Source organism: Nonomuraea sp. NPDC054003 (assembly GCF_055585125.1).
On sequence record NZ_JBVJKR010000008.1, the window covers coordinates 75,834 to 91,290 of the forward strand.

Consider the following 15,457-nt stretch of genomic DNA (forward strand, 5'->3'; position numbering starts at 1 on the left):
CATGACCGGATTCCTGCAACAGGTCATCCAGGGGCTGAGCACCGGCGCCATCTACGCCAGCCTGGCCCTCGCGCTCGTGCTGATCTACCAGTTCACCGGGATCGTCAACTTCGCCCAGGGCGAGCTGGCCATGTTCTCCACCTACATCGCCTGGCAGTTCACCGCGGCGGGCATGCCGTTCTGGCTGGCGCTGGTGCTCACGCTGGTCGTGTCGTTCGCCGGCGGCATGCTCATCGAACGGGTGATCATCCGGCCGGTCGAGGGGGCGCCGGAACTGACCCTGGTGATCGTCACCGTGGGGCTGTTCATCTTCGTCAACGCCGCCGCCGGATGGATCTGGTCGTTCCTCATCAAGGACTTCCCCAACCCGTTCCCCGGCGGCGCCTTCGAGGTGGGCGGGCTGACCGTCGGCTTCCAGACGCTGGGCGTCTTCGCGGTCGTCGGGATCGTCATGGGCCTGCTCTACCTGCTGTTCCAGCACACCAAGATCGGGCTCGGGATGCGCGCGGTGGCGACCAACCCGGTCTCCGCCCGGCTGGTCGGCATCCGGGTCGGCGTGACGCTGGCGCTCGGCTGGGGGCTGGCCGCCACCGTCGGCGCGGTCTCCGGCGTGCTCGTCGCGCCGCTGCTGTTCCTGGAGCCGAACATGATGGGCGGCGTCCTGATCTACGCCTTCGCCGCCGCCACGCTCGGCGGCTTCGACAGCCCGGCGGGGGCGGTCGCCGGCGGGCTGATCGTCGGCGTGGCCGAGACCCTGGCCGGCGCCTACGTCGGGGCCATCGGGCCCGACCTCAAGGTCGGCGTGCCGCTGGTCATCATCCTGGGCGTGCTGCTGCTGCGGCCCCAGGGCCTGTTCGGGCGAGCGGTGGTGGAGCGGGCATGAGCGAGTCGACACAGGTCACCAGCAGGGCCGGCGCGCCTCCACGGGGGCAGGCGCAGGCGCCGGGCCGACGGGTCCGCCGGCAGTGGATCGTGGCCGGCGTGCTGCTGGCCGCCGCGATCTACGCGCCGTTCCAGCTCGTGCCGTTCCACGTCTTCCAGCTCACCATGGTGCTGGTCTACGCGGTGGCGCTGCTCGGGCTGAACGTCCTGGTCGGGCACGCCGGGCAGATCTCGCTCGGGCACGGCGCGTTCTTCGCCGCCGGGGCGTACGCGGCAGCGATCATGATGTTCCACTGGGAGCTGCCGTACCTGGCGACGCTGCCCGTGGCCGCCGCCGTGGCGTTCCTGCTGGGGCTGGTGCTGGGCGTGCCCGCGATGCGGCTGCGCGGCCTCTACCTGGCGCTCGTCACACTGGCCATCGCGATCTTCCTGGTGCCGCTACTCAAGCGGTTCGAGGAGGTCACCGGCGGGTCCATGGGGTTGTCGCTGGCCAAGCCGGCGCCGCCCGCGTGGAGCGGCCTGGCCGAGGACCAGTGGCTGTACTTCCTCGCCCTGGCCGTCGCCGTGGCGGCGTTCCTGCTGGCCGCCGGGCTGCTCCGGTCTCGGGTGGGGCGGGCGCTGCACGCCGTGCGCGACAACGAGATCGCGGCCGAGGTCATGGGGGTGCGGCTCTCGTACTACAAGACGCTCGCCTTCGCCTGGAGCGCGATGTTCGCCGGGGTGGCGGGCTGCGTCTACACGTGGGTGATCGGGTTCGTCTCGCCGGACTCCTTCCCCGTCACGCTGTCGATCACGCTGCTGGCGGGCATCGTCGTCGGCGGTCTCGGGTCGCTGTCGGGCCCGGTGCTCGGCGCGCTGTTCGTGATGTTCGTGCCCAGCCTCTCGCAGGACATCAACGAGGCCGCGCCCGGCGTGATCTTCGGCCTGCTGATCATCGCGGTGATGTACGTGGCCCCGACCGGCCTGGCCGGCCTGGCGGGGCGCGCGGCCAACTCTCTCAAGAAGACCCTCCGGAAGGGGTAACACGACATGCGTTTTACTGCGATCGGCCGTACGGCGGTGACGGCCACCCTGGTGATCGCCGCGGCGGCCTGCGGGGGGCGAGGGGAGACCGGAGAAGGGCAGGCGACGACCAGCGCCGCCCAGGGACAGTGCCAGGGGCAGCAGACCACCGGCATCACGGACACCACGCTCAAGCTCGGCGGCATCTACCCGCTGTCGGGGCCGGCGTCCGCCTACGGTGACATCCCCAAGGGCATCAAGGCGTACTTCGACTACGTGAACGCGGAGAAGGGCGGCATCGACGGGCGCAAGGTCGAGCTGGTCGTCCGCGACGACGGCTACCAGCCGCCGAAGGCCGTCGAGGAGGCGCGCAGGCTGGTCGAGCAGGAGCAGGTGTTCGCCCTCTTCCAGACGCTGGGCACCCCCTCCACGACCGCCACCTGGGACTACACCAACCAGCGCAAGGTGCCACAGGTCTTCGTCGCCACCGGCGCCTCCCAGTGGGGCACCGACACCGAGCACCCGTGGACCATCGGCTGGCAGCCGAACTACGTCTCCGAGGCCCGCGTCTACGCCCAGTACCTCAAGACGGAGAAGCCCGGCGCCAAGGTCGCCGTCCTCTACCAGAACGACGACTTCGGCGAGGACCTGTTCGGCGGCTTCAAGCGGGCCATCGAGGGCACGGACGTCACCGTCGTGGCGGAGCAGAGCTACGAGGTCACCGACCCCAGCATCGAGCCGCAGATGCGCAACCTGGCCGAGTCAGGCGCCGACGTGTTCCTGAACGTCACCACCCCGAAGTTCGGCTCGCAGGCGCTGGCCGCCGACGCCAAGAACACCAAGTGGAACCCGCTGCACATCGTCAACAACGTCGCCGCCTCCGTCACGGTGCTCAAGCCGGTCGGCTTCGAGAACGTGCAGGGCGTCGTGTCGTCCTCGTACTATAAGGACCCGAACGACCCGCAGTGGGCGGACGACGCGGAGATGAAGCTCTACAAGGAGAAGATGGCGCAGTACGCGCCCGGCGCCGACCCCAACATCCCGTACCACACCTTCGGCTGGGCCGTGGCGAGCAGCTTCCACAAGGCGTTGGAGGCCGCGCCCTGCAAGACCCGCGAGGGCCTGATGGAGTCGGTGCGCAACCTGAACAACGTCCAGGTCGACATGCTGCTGCCCGGCGTGACCATGCAGACCTCGGCCGACGACGCCTTCCCGATCGAGTCGATGCAGCTCATGGAGTTCAAGGGTGAGCGCTGGGAGGTGTTCGGCGAGGTGATCGACACCCGTAAGGAGTTCGGTCCGCTCAGCAACTGACGCCGGTCAGGGGCCGTCCGCCTTCGGAGGCGGACGGCCCTTCGGCGTCCGGCGGTCAGAGGCGAGGCGTCACGGGCGCGCCTTCTCCGGCAGCGGCCGCCCGTCCTCGCCGAGGTAGTCGCGCCAGGAGCGCGACGGCCGCCAGCCGAGCAGGCGGACGGCCTTCTCGCAGGAGATGCCGGACGCGTCGGGCCTGGACAGCGGCCTGATCGGGATCGCCTCGCCGTAGACCGTGGTGATCAGGTCGGCCAGCCCCCGGTTGGCCGCGTTGTCGGGCGAGGCGATGCAGAACACCTCGTGACCGGGCAGCCCGGACTCGACGGCCAGCACGATCGCGTCGGCCAGGTCGTACACGTCGATGTAGCTCCACAGCCCCGCGCTCGGCTGGTAGGGGTCGCGGAGCTGCGGCCCCAGGTTGCGGGCGTAGTTGCCCTCGTGCTGCACCCAGCTCGGCCGCAGCGACACGCACGGGATGCCGGTGCGGCGCACCGCGGCGTCCATGAGCTGCTCGCCGAAGTGTTTCGAGAGCGCGTACGGATCCTGCGGCGCGACCGGGTGGTCCTCGTCGATCGGCGCGTACGACGGCAGGAACGGCCGGTCGGCGAAGAAGAAGCCCGGCACGGTCTCGCTGGAGATGTTGACGAACCGCGTCACGCCGAGCGCCACCGCGGCCTCGATCATGTTGAACGTGGCCATCAGGTTGTTCTGGAACACCACGTGCGGCGGGTTGTGGGTGGGGTCGGGGATCGCGGCGGCGTGCACCACCGCCTCCGCCCCGCGCACCACCGCGAACGCCTGGCCGGCGTCGGTCAGGTCGGCCTGCCGGTAGCCGGGCTCGGCCGGGTCGGGCCGCTCCCAGACCGGGCGGGTGACGTCGACCGCCGTCACCTCGTGGCCCGCGCCCATCAGCGCCCGCACGGCCGCGCGGCCGACCTTGCCGTGCGCTCCCGTCACGACGACCCGCATCGCACCCTCTTCCCGTGATGGCTCACCCGTCGGACTCCGGATAGGCGAAGAAGCGGGTGTGGACGCGCCGCGCCCCGGGGCCCGCCTCCTCGGCCGTCTTGTCGTACTTGCCGAGGAGCGCGATGTATTCCTCGAAGAACTCCGCCAGCTCCTCCAGCGTCACCCGGATCGTGCCCCGGGAGTAGGGGAAGGCGTCGCCCCAGCCGCCGGGATCGACCGCCGCCTGCGCGCGGCGGAACGCCTGCATGTCGTCGGTGATCGCGCGGGCGTTCATCTCGTCGATGATCGCCCTGGTCTCCTCGTCCTGCTCGCTGCGGAGCGGGAAGCGCAGGTCGGCGGGGACGAAGCGCCACCAGCGCTCGCGGCCGTGCGCCTTCTCCGGCAGCTCCTCGACGAAGCCGTGCTTGGCCAGCTCGCGCAGGTGGTAGCTGGTGGCGCCGGTGTTGAGGTCGAGCTCGCGGGCCAGCTCGGCGGAGGTGGCGGGGCCGTGGGCGCTGAGGTGGTTGAGGATGCGCTGGCGGCGGGGGTGGGCGAGCGCGCGCAGCGCCTCAAGGTCGTCGAGCTTGCGCGTGCCGTGCTCAGCCATGGCGTCAACCTAACTGTCGCGTGAGTTCTGTGCAACTTTGCCCGCTGCTAGCTGGGGTTCGGGGGTGAATTGTGCACAACTCAGCTTGCACAATCCATTGTGCACAGTTCATTATGCATCTATGGATGCTCTCTCCCGGCGGCTGCCGGCCGCCGTCGCCCTCGTCGCCGTCACCCTGCTCGCGGTCGCCGCCTGGCTGGCCGAACTGCCGCCCGCCCCGGCCGGGCGGGACGCGCCGCCCGGCTCGTTCAGCGTCGAACGGGCCTGGCCCGTCCTCGAACGCATCGCCGGCGAGCCAACGCCCGTCGGGTCCGCCGCCGGCGACGCCGTCCGCGACCATCTCGTGGCCGAGCTGACCCGGCTCGGGTTACGGCCCGAGGTGCAGACGGGGGCCGGCGCGCACCCGTTCGGCGGGGACGTGGTGGCCGGGGTCACCGAGAACGTGATCGCCGTCGTCCCCGGCGCCGACTCCACCGGCCGCGTCGTGCTGGCCGCCCATTACGACTCCACGCCCACCACGCCCGGCGCCAGCGACGACAAGGCGTCCGTGGCCGCCATCCTGGAGATCGCCCGCGCCCTGCGCGCCGGGCCTCCGCTCCGCAACGACCTGGTGCTGCTGCTCAGCGACGGCGAGGAACCCGGGCTCATCGGGGCCGAGGCGTTCCTCCGTCACCCCATGGCGCGGGACGGCGGCGTCGTGGTCAACCTGGAGGGGCCGGGGAACGCCGCCCCGTCGTCCGTCTACAACGTGACCCCCGGCGGCGGCGCCCTGGTGGGGGCGTTCGCGCGGGCCATGCCGCACCCGGTGGGCGAGTCCGCGATGGTGGGGGCCTACCGGGGGACCGGCTTCCACTCCGACCTGACCGTGCTGGAGGAGAACGGGTGGATCGGGATCGACCTGGGGCTCGCCGGCGGGCGCGCCTACTACCACCATCCCCGTGACACCCCTGCCGCCCTCGACCGGGGGGCGCTGCAGATGCAGGGGGACAACGCGCTCGCCATGGTCCGCGAGCTCGGCACGGCCGACCTGCGTGAGCTCCGGCAGCCCCGGGACGAGGTGTTCTTCACGATCTTCGGCGTGGTGTTCCGCTACCCGGCGGGACTCGCCACCCCACTGGCTGTCCTGGCCGCCCTCGCCGTCCTGGCCCTCGCCGCGTACACCCGCCTCTCGGCACGACCCCGGAGGGCGGAGCCGGGGACCGTCCCGGACGGTGGGGTGGGTGCGGGGCCGGCGTCCGGCGGCACCCGCCCTGCTCGGACACGGGCCGCCACCAGGTTCGGGGGTGCGGCGCCTGTGACGGTGCCGCGGTTGGTCGCCGGGATGGTCGCCGTGCTCGGGGTGCTGGTCATGGTCACCGGGCTGAGCATGGGGTTGTGGCCGGCGCTCGTGGCTCTGGAGCCGGGGTACGGGGATCTGGTCAGCGATCCGTACCGGCCGGAGCCGTATCGACTCGGCCTGATCATGATGGCGGTGGCCGTCGTGTGGGGGGCGTACGTGGCGCTGCGGCGGTGGCTGAACGCGGTGGTGCTGACCGTCGGGGTGCTGTTCTGGCTGGCGGTGCTCGGGGTCGCGGCGGCGTTGCTGATGCCCGGGGCGTCGAACTACGGGTCGCTCACCGCGCTCGCCGGGGCCGCGGGGCTCGCGGGCGCGCTGGCGCTGCGGCGGCGGCCCGTGCTGGGGACGGTCGTGCTGGCGTGCGGGGTGGCGCCGGCGGTCGTGATGTTCAGCGTGGGGGCGCGGTCCATCAGCACCGCGATCGGGCTGGTGATGGCCGCCCCCGCAGGTCTCTTCTACGCCTTCGCCGCCCTGTCGGCGCTCCCCCTGCTCGCCGCCGTCACCCCGGGAGGTGGCCGGACCCCGGCGGCAGTTCCTGCGCGCGGCGAAGCCCCGGCGGCCGTCCCTGCGAGGGGCGGCGCGCCGGTCCAGCCGACCGGCGTCGGGCCGACGACGGGCGCGGAAGGCGGTCCGGGTGTGCGCGTCGGGCGGCGGACGGGCGGGGGAGGGGGCGGGCGCTTCTGGCGGTGGGTCGGGGTGTGGGGTGGGCCTGTGGTGGCTGGGGTGCTTGCTCTGGTGCTGGGCGGGGTGGGGCTGGGGGTCAACCGGTTCGGGGAGGAGCGGCCCCGGCTGGCGCATCTGGCGTACGTGCTCGACGCCGACGCCCGGCAGGCCGCGTGGGTGAGCATGACCGAGCCGCCGCACCCGTGGGCGGCCGAGCGGGCGCCGGACGTGCCCGGCTCCTGGGACCTGCCGCTTCCGTACCGGCAGGTGCCCGCCCGCGTGGGGACCGCGCCCGCCGCAGGGCTGCCCGCGCCCGAGCTGACCGTGCTGGAGGAGCGGCGTGACGGCGGCGAGACCACACTGCGGGTACGGGTGCGGTCCCAGCGGGGGGCCTACCAGCTGAACCTGCATGCCGACGTCGCGGTCATCGGTGGCTCGTTCGAGGTGCCGGGGCTGGCGCCGGTGACGCTTCCCGCGTACGAGCCGGAGGGCGGGGCGTGGCCGTTCGAGGTGCAGTTCTTCGCCCCGCCGGAGGAAGGGGTGGAGTTCACGCTCCGGTTCGAGAGCGCGACGCGGCCACGGCTGGCGGTCGCCGACATCACGCTCGGCCTCGACGGCGTCCCGGGGCACCGGCCGCGCCCGGCGGGGGTGGACATGACCCCGTCCGGCGGCGGGCTCCCCACCGACTCGGTGACGGTGGTCAGGGTGCTCTGAGCATCCTGGGCGCGGAACTTCGCACCGAAGGTCAAAAGCTGAAAATCTTCTTGGGAAACCCCTCGGGCCGGGCGCCGTAAGCAAGCCTTCGGCCTGCCCGGCCCGCCGTGGTCAAGGAAGAGCACATCCCGCCTCGGGACAGAGTCCTGACCGGCGACATGGAACGGCGGGGTCCTGTGAGGGCAGGGCCCCGCCGTTCCGGGGCGTCAGTTCTGGGCGGTTGCGGAGGAGAGGGCGGCGCGGGCGCCGGCCGGGCGGTCCGGGATGGTGCGCAGGTCGAACGCGTACCGGGCGGTGGAGTCGGCGATGGCGTCGGAGTTCACGTCCAGCGCGAACGCGTTCACGTTGGTGAGGGTGTCGCAGGCCAGGTGGTAGCACGGGTCGTAGGCCTGGCCCGCCGTGCCGCCCCACAGGGCCGCCTCATCCGGCGTCTTGATGCCTTCCGCGCCGGTGAAGATGCCGCCGGAGGGGATGCCGACCGCGATGAACGGACCGTAGTCGGAGCGGCCGTCGAAGTCGGTGCCGCGGGTCGGCACCTTGCGGTCCTTGAAGAACTTCTCCAGCCGCGCCTCGATCTGCGCCGATCCGGGCGGGCCGGCGGGAGCGCCGGTGGCGTCGGAGTCGTCGCCGTCGTAGAGGAACAGGCCGTAGTTGGGCGAGGCGACCATGTCGAAGTTCAGGTAGACCCTGATCCGGTCGCGCTGCGCCTGGGTCAGGCTCTCCACGTACTGGTCGGAGCCCAGCAGGCCGATCTCCTCGGCGGCCCAGAAGGCGAAGCGGACCTTGTTCTTGACCGGGAAGTGCCGCATCTGCAGCGCGGTCTCCAGGATGGCGGCGCTGCCGGAGGCGTTGTCGTTGATGCCCGGGCCCTCGGGGACGCTGTCCAGGTGGGCGCCGACCATGACCACGTCGCGCGAGTCGCCCCAGCGGCTCTCGGCGATCACGTTGTCGTTGGTGCCGAGCGTGAGCGTCGCGTCGACCGCCAGGCGCACCGGCGTGGCCGTGGTGGCCAGCGCGTTGCCGACGGCGAAGTCGGCGTAGATCATCGGGATCCCGGCCCGCCACTCGCCGATGTCCAGCGGGTTGGCCTCGGTCCGGCCCGGCTGACCCTCGTTGAAGACGATGATCGCGGACGCGCCGGCGAACCCGGCGTTACGGACCTTGGTGGCGAACGGGCAGGTGCCGCGCTGGATGAGCGCGATGTTGCCCGCGGTGAACCCCGCGAAGTCCGCCATCTCGCAGCCGCTGGTCGAGGTCGGCGTGGGGGCCGGCGGCAGGGTCAGGTCGACGCCCTGCACCGGGGCGGTCACGTCGCCGGCCGGCGACGGCTGGAAGGTGAAGAAGTCCTCGTTGGGCGTGTAGTCCGCCAGGACGGGCGGGCTGTTCTCGGCCCAGCCCGCCACGAAGTCGATCGGCTGCAGGGTGACCTTGTAACCGGCCTTGCGGAGCTTGTCGGCGACGTAGTCACGGGACGCGTCGTAACCGGAGGTGCCCGCCGCCCGGTTGCCCCCGTTGGCGTCGGCGATGGCCTGGAAGGCCTTGAGATGCTTGCTGACGTTGGCGCCCTTCACCTGCTTCACCAGCAGCTTGGCGAAGACCTCGTCGAGCCCTCCGGCGGCCTGGGCCGGAGACGTGAGGGAGAGCGGGAGAGCGAGTGCCGTGACCAGGGCGAGGGCACGGACGACGCCTCGGCGAATTGTCATGTCGCACTTTCCATGTGACGGCAGTGGAGTCATGCGCCCGTCTGGGCGCGGGGCCATCTCAGGGGATGGCTAGAGGGAGATCCGCACGGCAACTCATGCCCCCGAAGCGTGCTGAACGGAACGTATGCCCGAAGGCAGCCCCTGAGAAGGCCCAGTCAGCCCATCACCTGCGGCAGATTTGGGACACTCTCGCAGTTGACGACCCCGCGTACGCGGTCTATAGGGGCCCTCGCCGCCACGGCCCCCTGATCGCGTACGTGCGCCCTGGCGGATCGAGCGAGGCCGTCGAGCCGAGCTGGTTGACGAAGAGCACCGACCCGTCGGGGCTGAAGCACGCCCCGGCGAACTCGCTGTCGTCGGCGATGTTGACCGCGAACTCGAAGGGCCGGCCGCGGCGCGGGTCCAGCCCGATCAGCCGGTTCACGTTGGCCAGGCCGGGGGCCAGCGGGTGCGGGTCGGCGTCGGCGTCGGAGGCGTCGTCCTCGCACAGCACGATGCCGCCGCGCGGGGTGAACGTCAGGTTGTCCGGCGAGTCCAGCTCCTTGCGCCCCGGCGACTCGTACACCAGGACCAGGGTCCCGCCGTCGCGGCCGGGGATGTACCGCCAGACCTGGCCGTACCCCTCCACGTAGCCGTCGGCGCCCGGCGCGTCGCCGTTCTTGGCGTCGCCGCCGCTGGTGGAGTTGAAGAACACCGAGCCGTCGCCCCACCAGCAGCCCTCGAGCCGGTTGAACTTCGCCCCGCCCTTGGCCAGCCCCTGCTGCGTGCAGGTGGGGGCGCCGCCCTCCAGGTCAGGGTCGGGGTCGTCGACGCGCACCCACTCGACCGGCAGCCGGGCACCCATCCGCTGGCCCTCGCGGCAGTCGTAGCCGTCCACGCCGCGGATCTTGAGCATCTCCAGCACGCCGCCCTGGGCCAGTTTCTCGGGGTCGCGCGGGCGGAACCGGTAGAACCCGTCTGGTTTGCCCGAGTCGTCCTCGGTCTCGTACACGTACCCGGTGCGCGGGTCGACGGCGACCGCCTCGTGCGAGAAGCGGCCCATCGCGGTGAGCGGCATGGACGCGGCCGGTCTGCCGGGGGAGGGGCCGCGCAGCGGCACCTCGAAGATGTAGCCGTGCTTGCGCTGCCATCCGCCCGCCGGCCCCGCGGTGGTCTCCTCGCAGGTCAGCCAGCCCCGGTCGCCGAGCATGCGGCCGCCGGCGCAGTTGATGATCGTGCCGTTGAGGCTGACGAAGTGGCGCAGGACCTCGCCGCTGCGCAGGTCCACCTCCAGCGTGGTGGTGCCGCCGACGCCCAGCTCGTCGTACCGGGCCGAGCCGGGCACGTGCACGCGGCCCTCGGGCGTGCCGGGGGCGGTGCGCACCTCGTGGTTGCGGATCAGGCGGACGGTGTGCCGGCGGGTGCCGGGGAAGGCGGCCATGCCGTCGTGCGCGATGGGCGTGAGCACGCCGTCGGACATCGGGGTGCCGGTCCTGCCGAGCACCACGTACGAGAACCCGGACGGCAGGGCGAGCAGCTCCTCGCCGGTGTTCGCGCTGGGGGCGCGGCGGAGCGGGCCGTAGCCCTCGCCGCCGGTGGCGGCCTCGCGGCCCGTCTGGGCCCAGGAGGCGTGCGCGGCCAGGGTCTGGACGGCGACGGCGGTGGCCAGGGCGCCGCCGGTGGAGAGGAAGGATCGTCGATCGAGCGCGGTCATGGGCGGTTCACCTCGCTGACAGCTCGGGTTCACAAAGCCTAGACGCCGGATTCGAGGGCAAGGAGGCCCAACCTGATCGGGCCGCGCGAAGTAGCGTGTGAACCGTTCCCGGCGCGAAGGGGCAGGTGTGCTGCAGCGGATCCTGCGGATGGCGGTCGCCGTCACGGTGGTGGTGCTGGCCCTCGTGCCCGACAGCCTGGTCGGCCGGGTGCCCGGGGCAGGCCCCGGGGAGTGCCCGCCGCGCGACACCCGGGTCCTGGCCCGCTACCCGATCACCGGTTACTGGATGATCCCGCGGTCCGACGCGTGCGTGACCCGGCGGATGGTCGAGGCCATCCACGGGGTGGGCGCCGACACGCTGATCACGTTCGGCGCGCGGCTGCTGCCCGCGTCCGTCGGCCCGGACGGTCGGGTGGGCGGCGCATTCGACGACTGCGTCGAGGACGGCAGGACCTGCTACCAGGCCGCCCGCGACACCGGCAGAACGATCCGGCAGGTCTACACGTACACGGCGAGCGAGCACTTCGGGGCCGGGGTGCTGCGCTGCCCCGGCCTGGACCGGCGAATCGAGAACGGCGGGCGCGTCTACTACCGGCTGATGCTCGGCGACTCGTGCGAGGCGTCCTCGTACGACCTGCTGCTGGTCGCCGCCGACGGCGACGGCGTGGGGCACATGATGACCGAGGCCGCCGCGCAGGGCATGAAGGTCTTCCCCGGCCTGCCGGTGCCCCCCAAGGACGGGGCCAAGCCGTGGCTGCCCGACCTGGCCCACCTGCCGGCGCTCAACGCCTTCACCGCGCGGGTGGTCGCCGACTACCGGCAGCGGTACGGGGCCTCGCCCGCGCTCGGCGGCCTCTACCAGTCGTTCGAGCTGGCCATGCGGGGCCGGGCCGGCGACGACCCGATCATCGCCCTGTACGCGGCGCAGCACGAGGTGGTGGCCGGCGCGTGGCCCGGGGTGACGATCATGGTGAGCCCGTTCTGGGACGCGCGCCGGGGCCGCGGCTTCCCGCCGGAGCAGGTGGAGAAGGGGTTCGACGAGATCGCGGCCACCCGGGCTGGGGCGCCGATGGTCATCGCGATCCAGGACGGGCGCGGGGTCGGCAAGGTCCCGGTGCACGGGCCTGACGAGGCGGACGCGCCGGTGGACCCGCGGCTGGAGCCGGTCACGGGCAAGGTCACCAACCGGCAGGCCTACTACGGCTCCGCCCGCGACTACATCGAGGCCGCGGCCCGGCGGGTGACGCCCGGCGTGCGGCTGTGGGTGAACGTCGAGGTGTTCGAACCCACTCAGGTGGCGGGCGAGTGCGGCCGGGCCGACCCGTTCCCGCTGCGCGGCCGTACCACCAAGGCCCGGGTGGACGAGCAGGTCGCGTCGGCCGCCGCGCACGGCACCAAGATCATCGCGTACGGCTGGGACCCGTTCCTGACCTGCCGTGACGACCCGTCGGCGCCGTCGCTGGCCGACGAGCTGGCGGCCGGCTGGCAGGAGCCGATCGTGGCGCGCGCGACCCCGGCCGTGCGGGACGGGGTGGCCGGCGTCCTGGTCGAGGGCTACCACCTGGGGGGCGGCACGCTGCGCTTCACCTACCACCGGGCGGGCTCGGGGCCGGTGACGGTGGAGGCGTCCCAGGAGTGGCACGACCCCGGCACGGGCCGGGACATCCCGCTGGAGTCCGCGTGGGCCCCCTTCGAGCCGGAGGATCCGGATCCGGCGCGGCCGTGGGTCACCATCACGGCCACCAACGGCGCCGGGCACACCGCCACGTCCGGTTACGCCATGTCCGTCAGTCCGTGACCTTGTGGCGTCGCTCACCTATCGTGTCGTCGTCGTGACTTAGTGTGCTTCTGGGATTCGTTCTGGAGGGGGACCGATGTCACGCCGAAGCACCCTGGTCGCGCTGGTGACGGTGAGCACCGCGCTGGTCGCGCCGCCCGTGGAGGCCGCCGCCGCGCCGCCGCCCGTGCCGGGAGCGGAGGTCTCACCGGTCATGGATCCGCAGCGGGCGATCGACTACTGGACGGCCAGGAAGCAGTCCAGGGCCGACGCCGTCGACCTGCCGGAGAACGTCGTCATCCCGCGGTCGGCGGGGTCGAGGGTGAGCGTGCCGCGCAACGAGCGGCTGACGCCCGGCTCCGACGCCAACGGCTACGCCCGCGTGCGCAAGCCCTACCGGCGGACGCTGGAGAGCAGGGCCACCGGCCGGCTGTTCTTCCTGGACGCCGCCGGTCACCGCAGGTCGTGCAGCGGCGCGGTGGTGCGCTCCGCGCGCAAGCTGCTGGTGGCGACGGCCTCGCACTGCGTGTACGGGGTGGCCGGGAGGGGCGGGCGCGCCACCTGGTCGGAGCACATCGCGTTCGTGCCCGCGTACGACGGCAAGGCCGCGAGCCTGCGCGAGCGCGCCCCGTACGGCGTGTGGGGAGCGCGGCGCGTCTACAAGCCGCGGTCCTTCACCGGCGTGTCGCCCTATGACTGGGACTCCATCTACGACCTGGCGCTGGTCGAGGTCGGCAGGCGGGGCGGCGCGACGCTGCAGGGGACGGTGGGCGGCTTCACGCCGCTGCGCAACGAGGGCGGCCGCCACACCGTCGCCAGCCTCGGCTACCCGAGCGACGCCCCGTACGACGGCACCCGCCAGCTCTGGTGCCTGGCCCGCACCCGGCCGTGGGCCGGACACGCGGTGCGCGGCGAGACCGGCGGGCGGCTGCGCACCGACAACTGCCACCTGTACGGGGGCAACAGCGGCGGTCCCTGGCTGACCAGGGACGACGGCCTGCTGATCGGGGTGCTGACGTCCGGGGCGAACGACGAGGCCGGCCACGGCTACGCGGTGGCCAACCCGCTCGGCCGGGACAGCTTCGGCGCGGTGGTGCGCCGGGCGGACCCGGCGGGCGTGTACGACGCGCTGTCGGTCGAGGGCTCGGGCACCGCCCGCGAGGTCACCGCCACCGTGACCATGAGAGGGCTGATGGCGGCGGCCCAGGTGCCGGTCACGTTCACGCTCCCGCCCGGCTCGCGGGCGGGGGACGCGCCGGGCTGCGAGGGCGAGGGGCGGCGGGTGACGTGCACGCTCGCGCTGATCCGCCCGGGTGAGTCGGTACGAGTGAGCGTCCCCGTCCGGATCCCGCGTGATGACCGGCCGAGCGCGACCGTGTCCGTCGGCTCCACCTTCCTGGACCCGGACCCGCGCGACAACAGGGACACCTTCCAGCTCGCGTCACGGTGACGCGGCCCCGTCCAGGGCGGCGCCCAGCAGGTCCAGCAGGGGTTCCCGGCGGCGGCAGTTCTCCAGCGCGAACGAGTCGGCCAGCGCGATGAGCTCGGTGTCGTCGAGGCCCCTGAACAACTCGGCGTACTCGGGCAGCAGCGCCTGGGCGATGAGTATGTGCCTCACCAGGTCGTCGGTCTGGTAGCGGGCGCCCCACGGGTACGGGTCCCAGGCGGGGAACTCGGTCTCCACCAGCGCGTGCAGCGGGGCGAGCGCCTCGGCGCCCTCCTCCATCGTGGAGCCCCATCGGTCCGCGCCGAGCCGCCGCTTCTTGTCGATGAACGGGCCGAACCTCTCCAGGTACGGCCCGCTCGCGCACACCAGGCCCTGCAGGCCGACGTCCTTGTAGGTCCACAGGGACCAGCCGGCCTCGTGGCGGTCGTAGATCTCCAGCTGGTCGCGCAGGATCTGGTAGCGCTCCCCGTCCCGCTCCGGGTTCCCGGTGTAGACGGGCCCGAACTCGCCCACCCACAGCGGGGTGCCGGTCTCCCGCTGGAACCGCGACCGCTGCTCGAACGTGCGCTCCAGCTCGTCCTTGTCACACCAGCGGCCCTGGGTGTAGCCGGGATAGCCGCCGCCGTGGGCGAACCCGGCCAGGGCGTAGTCGTGACAGACGAACACCGTGTTCTCGTACACCTCCCTGAAGATCGAGAAGTCGGTCGAGTAGGTGTTGCCGTCCAGGAACAGCACGTGCCGGGGATCGGCCGCGCGCACCGCCTTGACCAGCCGGTCGTAGAACGGGCCGATGACCTTGCCGGTCGGGTCGCCCGGCTCGTTGACCGGGTTGTAGCCGGCCACCCACGGGTTGTCGCGGTAGTGGTCGGCGATGGCCTCCCACAGGTGCACGGCCCGGTCCTGGAAGTGCCGGTGCTGCCAGAAGGCGGCCACGTGCGTCGGGTTGTCGGAGTGCCAGTGCTGGTTCTGCGAGCCGGGCAGCGCGTGCAGGTCGATCACGCTGTAGATGCCGTGCGCGCCGAGCAGGCCGATCACCCGGTCCAGGTGGCGGAAGCCGTACTCGATGATCTCGAAGGGCCGGTCGTCCGCCTCGAAGTGCCGATAGCTGATCGGGATGCGGACGCAGTTCATGCCGAGCCCGGCCAGCAGCGCCGCGTCCCGCTCGGTGAAGAAGGAGGTGAGCAGCCGCTCGAAGAAGAGCGCGGCCCGCTCTTCGCCCAGCACCTGACGCACCGCCGCGCGCATCGACGCCTCGTTGGCCGGATAGCCGGTGATGAAGTTCTCCATGTTCATCCAGCCGCCCAGCCCGACCCCGCGCAGGCGTACGGGCCGGTCGTCGGCCGTGCGGAGCCGAGCTCCGGAGACGTGCAGCAT

General features: G+C 72.4%; 11 protein-coding genes. 6 read left to right on the forward strand and 5 right to left on the reverse strand.

Annotated features, from left to right (window positions below; genetic code table 11):
• Position 1 precedes the first annotated feature (1 nt).
• The 3 genes from ACZ6YG_RS21840 to ACZ6YG_RS21850 are packed head-to-tail and all read left to right on the forward strand — an operon-like array spanning position 2 to position 3,198.
• A complete protein-coding gene (locus ACZ6YG_RS21840) occupies positions 2–883 on the forward strand; it encodes a branched-chain amino acid ABC transporter permease (protein WP_219545606.1) in 882 nt (293 codons plus the stop codon).
• The gene (locus tag ACZ6YG_RS21845; protein ID WP_219545607.1) at positions 880–1,905 is read left to right on the forward strand and encodes a branched-chain amino acid ABC transporter permease; all 1,026 of its coding nucleotides are present in this window, start codon (positions 880–882) and stop codon (positions 1,903–1,905) included. Before ACZ6YG_RS21840 ends, ACZ6YG_RS21845 begins: the two co-directional genes overlap by 4 nt.
• Before the next feature lie 6 nt (positions 1,906–1,911).
• Positions 1,912–3,198, forward strand: coding sequence for an ABC transporter substrate-binding protein (locus ACZ6YG_RS21850; RefSeq protein WP_219545608.1), 1,287 nt, complete (start codon positions 1,912–1,914; stop codon positions 3,196–3,198).
• Between the two features lie 69 nt (positions 3,199–3,267).
• On the opposite strand, the gene ACZ6YG_RS21855 is transcribed toward ACZ6YG_RS21850, so the two are convergent.
• The gene (locus ACZ6YG_RS21855; RefSeq protein WP_148034016.1) at positions 3,268–4,164 is read right to left on the reverse strand and encodes an NAD-dependent epimerase/dehydratase family protein; all 897 of its coding nucleotides are present in this window, start codon (positions 4,162–4,164) and stop codon (positions 3,268–3,270) included.
• A gap of 22 nt (positions 4,165–4,186) precedes the next feature.
• Positions 4,187–4,750 carry an ArsR/SmtB family transcription factor gene (locus tag ACZ6YG_RS21860; protein WP_271278122.1) on the reverse strand — a complete coding sequence of 188 codons (564 nt, stop codon included), beginning with the start codon at positions 4,748–4,750 and terminating at the stop codon, positions 4,187–4,189.
• Positions 4,751–4,871: 121 nt separating this feature from the next.
• Here ACZ6YG_RS21860 and ACZ6YG_RS21865 point away from each other — a divergent pair, with 121 nt between their 5' ends.
• Positions 4,872–7,463 (forward strand): M28 family peptidase, encoded by a 2,592-nt coding sequence (locus tag ACZ6YG_RS21865; RefSeq protein ID WP_466019053.1) that lies wholly within the window; start codon positions 4,872–4,874, stop codon positions 7,461–7,463.
• A 206-nt stretch (positions 7,464–7,669) separates the two neighbouring features.
• Here the strand turns inward: ACZ6YG_RS21865 and ACZ6YG_RS21870 are convergent, their stop codons facing one another.
• Both ACZ6YG_RS21870 and ACZ6YG_RS21875 read right to left on the reverse strand, forming a co-directional pair.
• A complete protein-coding gene (locus ACZ6YG_RS21870; RefSeq protein ID WP_466019054.1) occupies positions 7,670–9,166 on the reverse strand; it encodes a M28 family metallopeptidase in 1,497 nt (498 codons plus the stop codon).
• 217 nt (positions 9,167–9,383) lie between these two features.
• On the reverse strand, positions 9,384–10,859 hold the full coding sequence (locus ACZ6YG_RS21875; protein ID WP_466019055.1) for an alkaline phosphatase PhoX: 1,476 nt from the start codon (positions 10,857–10,859) through the stop codon (positions 9,384–9,386).
• A 127-nt stretch (positions 10,860–10,986) separates the two neighbouring features.
• Between ACZ6YG_RS21875 and ACZ6YG_RS21880 the strand changes: the two genes are divergently transcribed.
• Both ACZ6YG_RS21880 and ACZ6YG_RS21885 read left to right on the forward strand, forming a co-directional pair.
• On the forward strand, positions 10,987–12,657 hold the full coding sequence (locus ACZ6YG_RS21880) for a DUF4434 domain-containing protein (protein WP_466019056.1): 1,671 nt from the start codon (positions 10,987–10,989) through the stop codon (positions 12,655–12,657).
• 76 nt (positions 12,658–12,733) lie between these two features.
• Positions 12,734–14,086, forward strand: coding sequence for a trypsin-like peptidase domain-containing protein (locus ACZ6YG_RS21885; protein WP_148034010.1), 1,353 nt, complete (start codon positions 12,734–12,736; stop codon positions 14,084–14,086).
• On the opposite strand, the gene ACZ6YG_RS21890 is transcribed toward ACZ6YG_RS21885, so the two are convergent.
• Complete coding sequence (locus ACZ6YG_RS21890) at positions 14,078–15,457, reverse strand: glycoside hydrolase family 5 protein (protein ID WP_466019197.1); 1,380 nt, start codon at positions 15,455–15,457, stop codon at positions 14,078–14,080. The genes ACZ6YG_RS21885 and ACZ6YG_RS21890 overlap by 9 nt on opposite strands.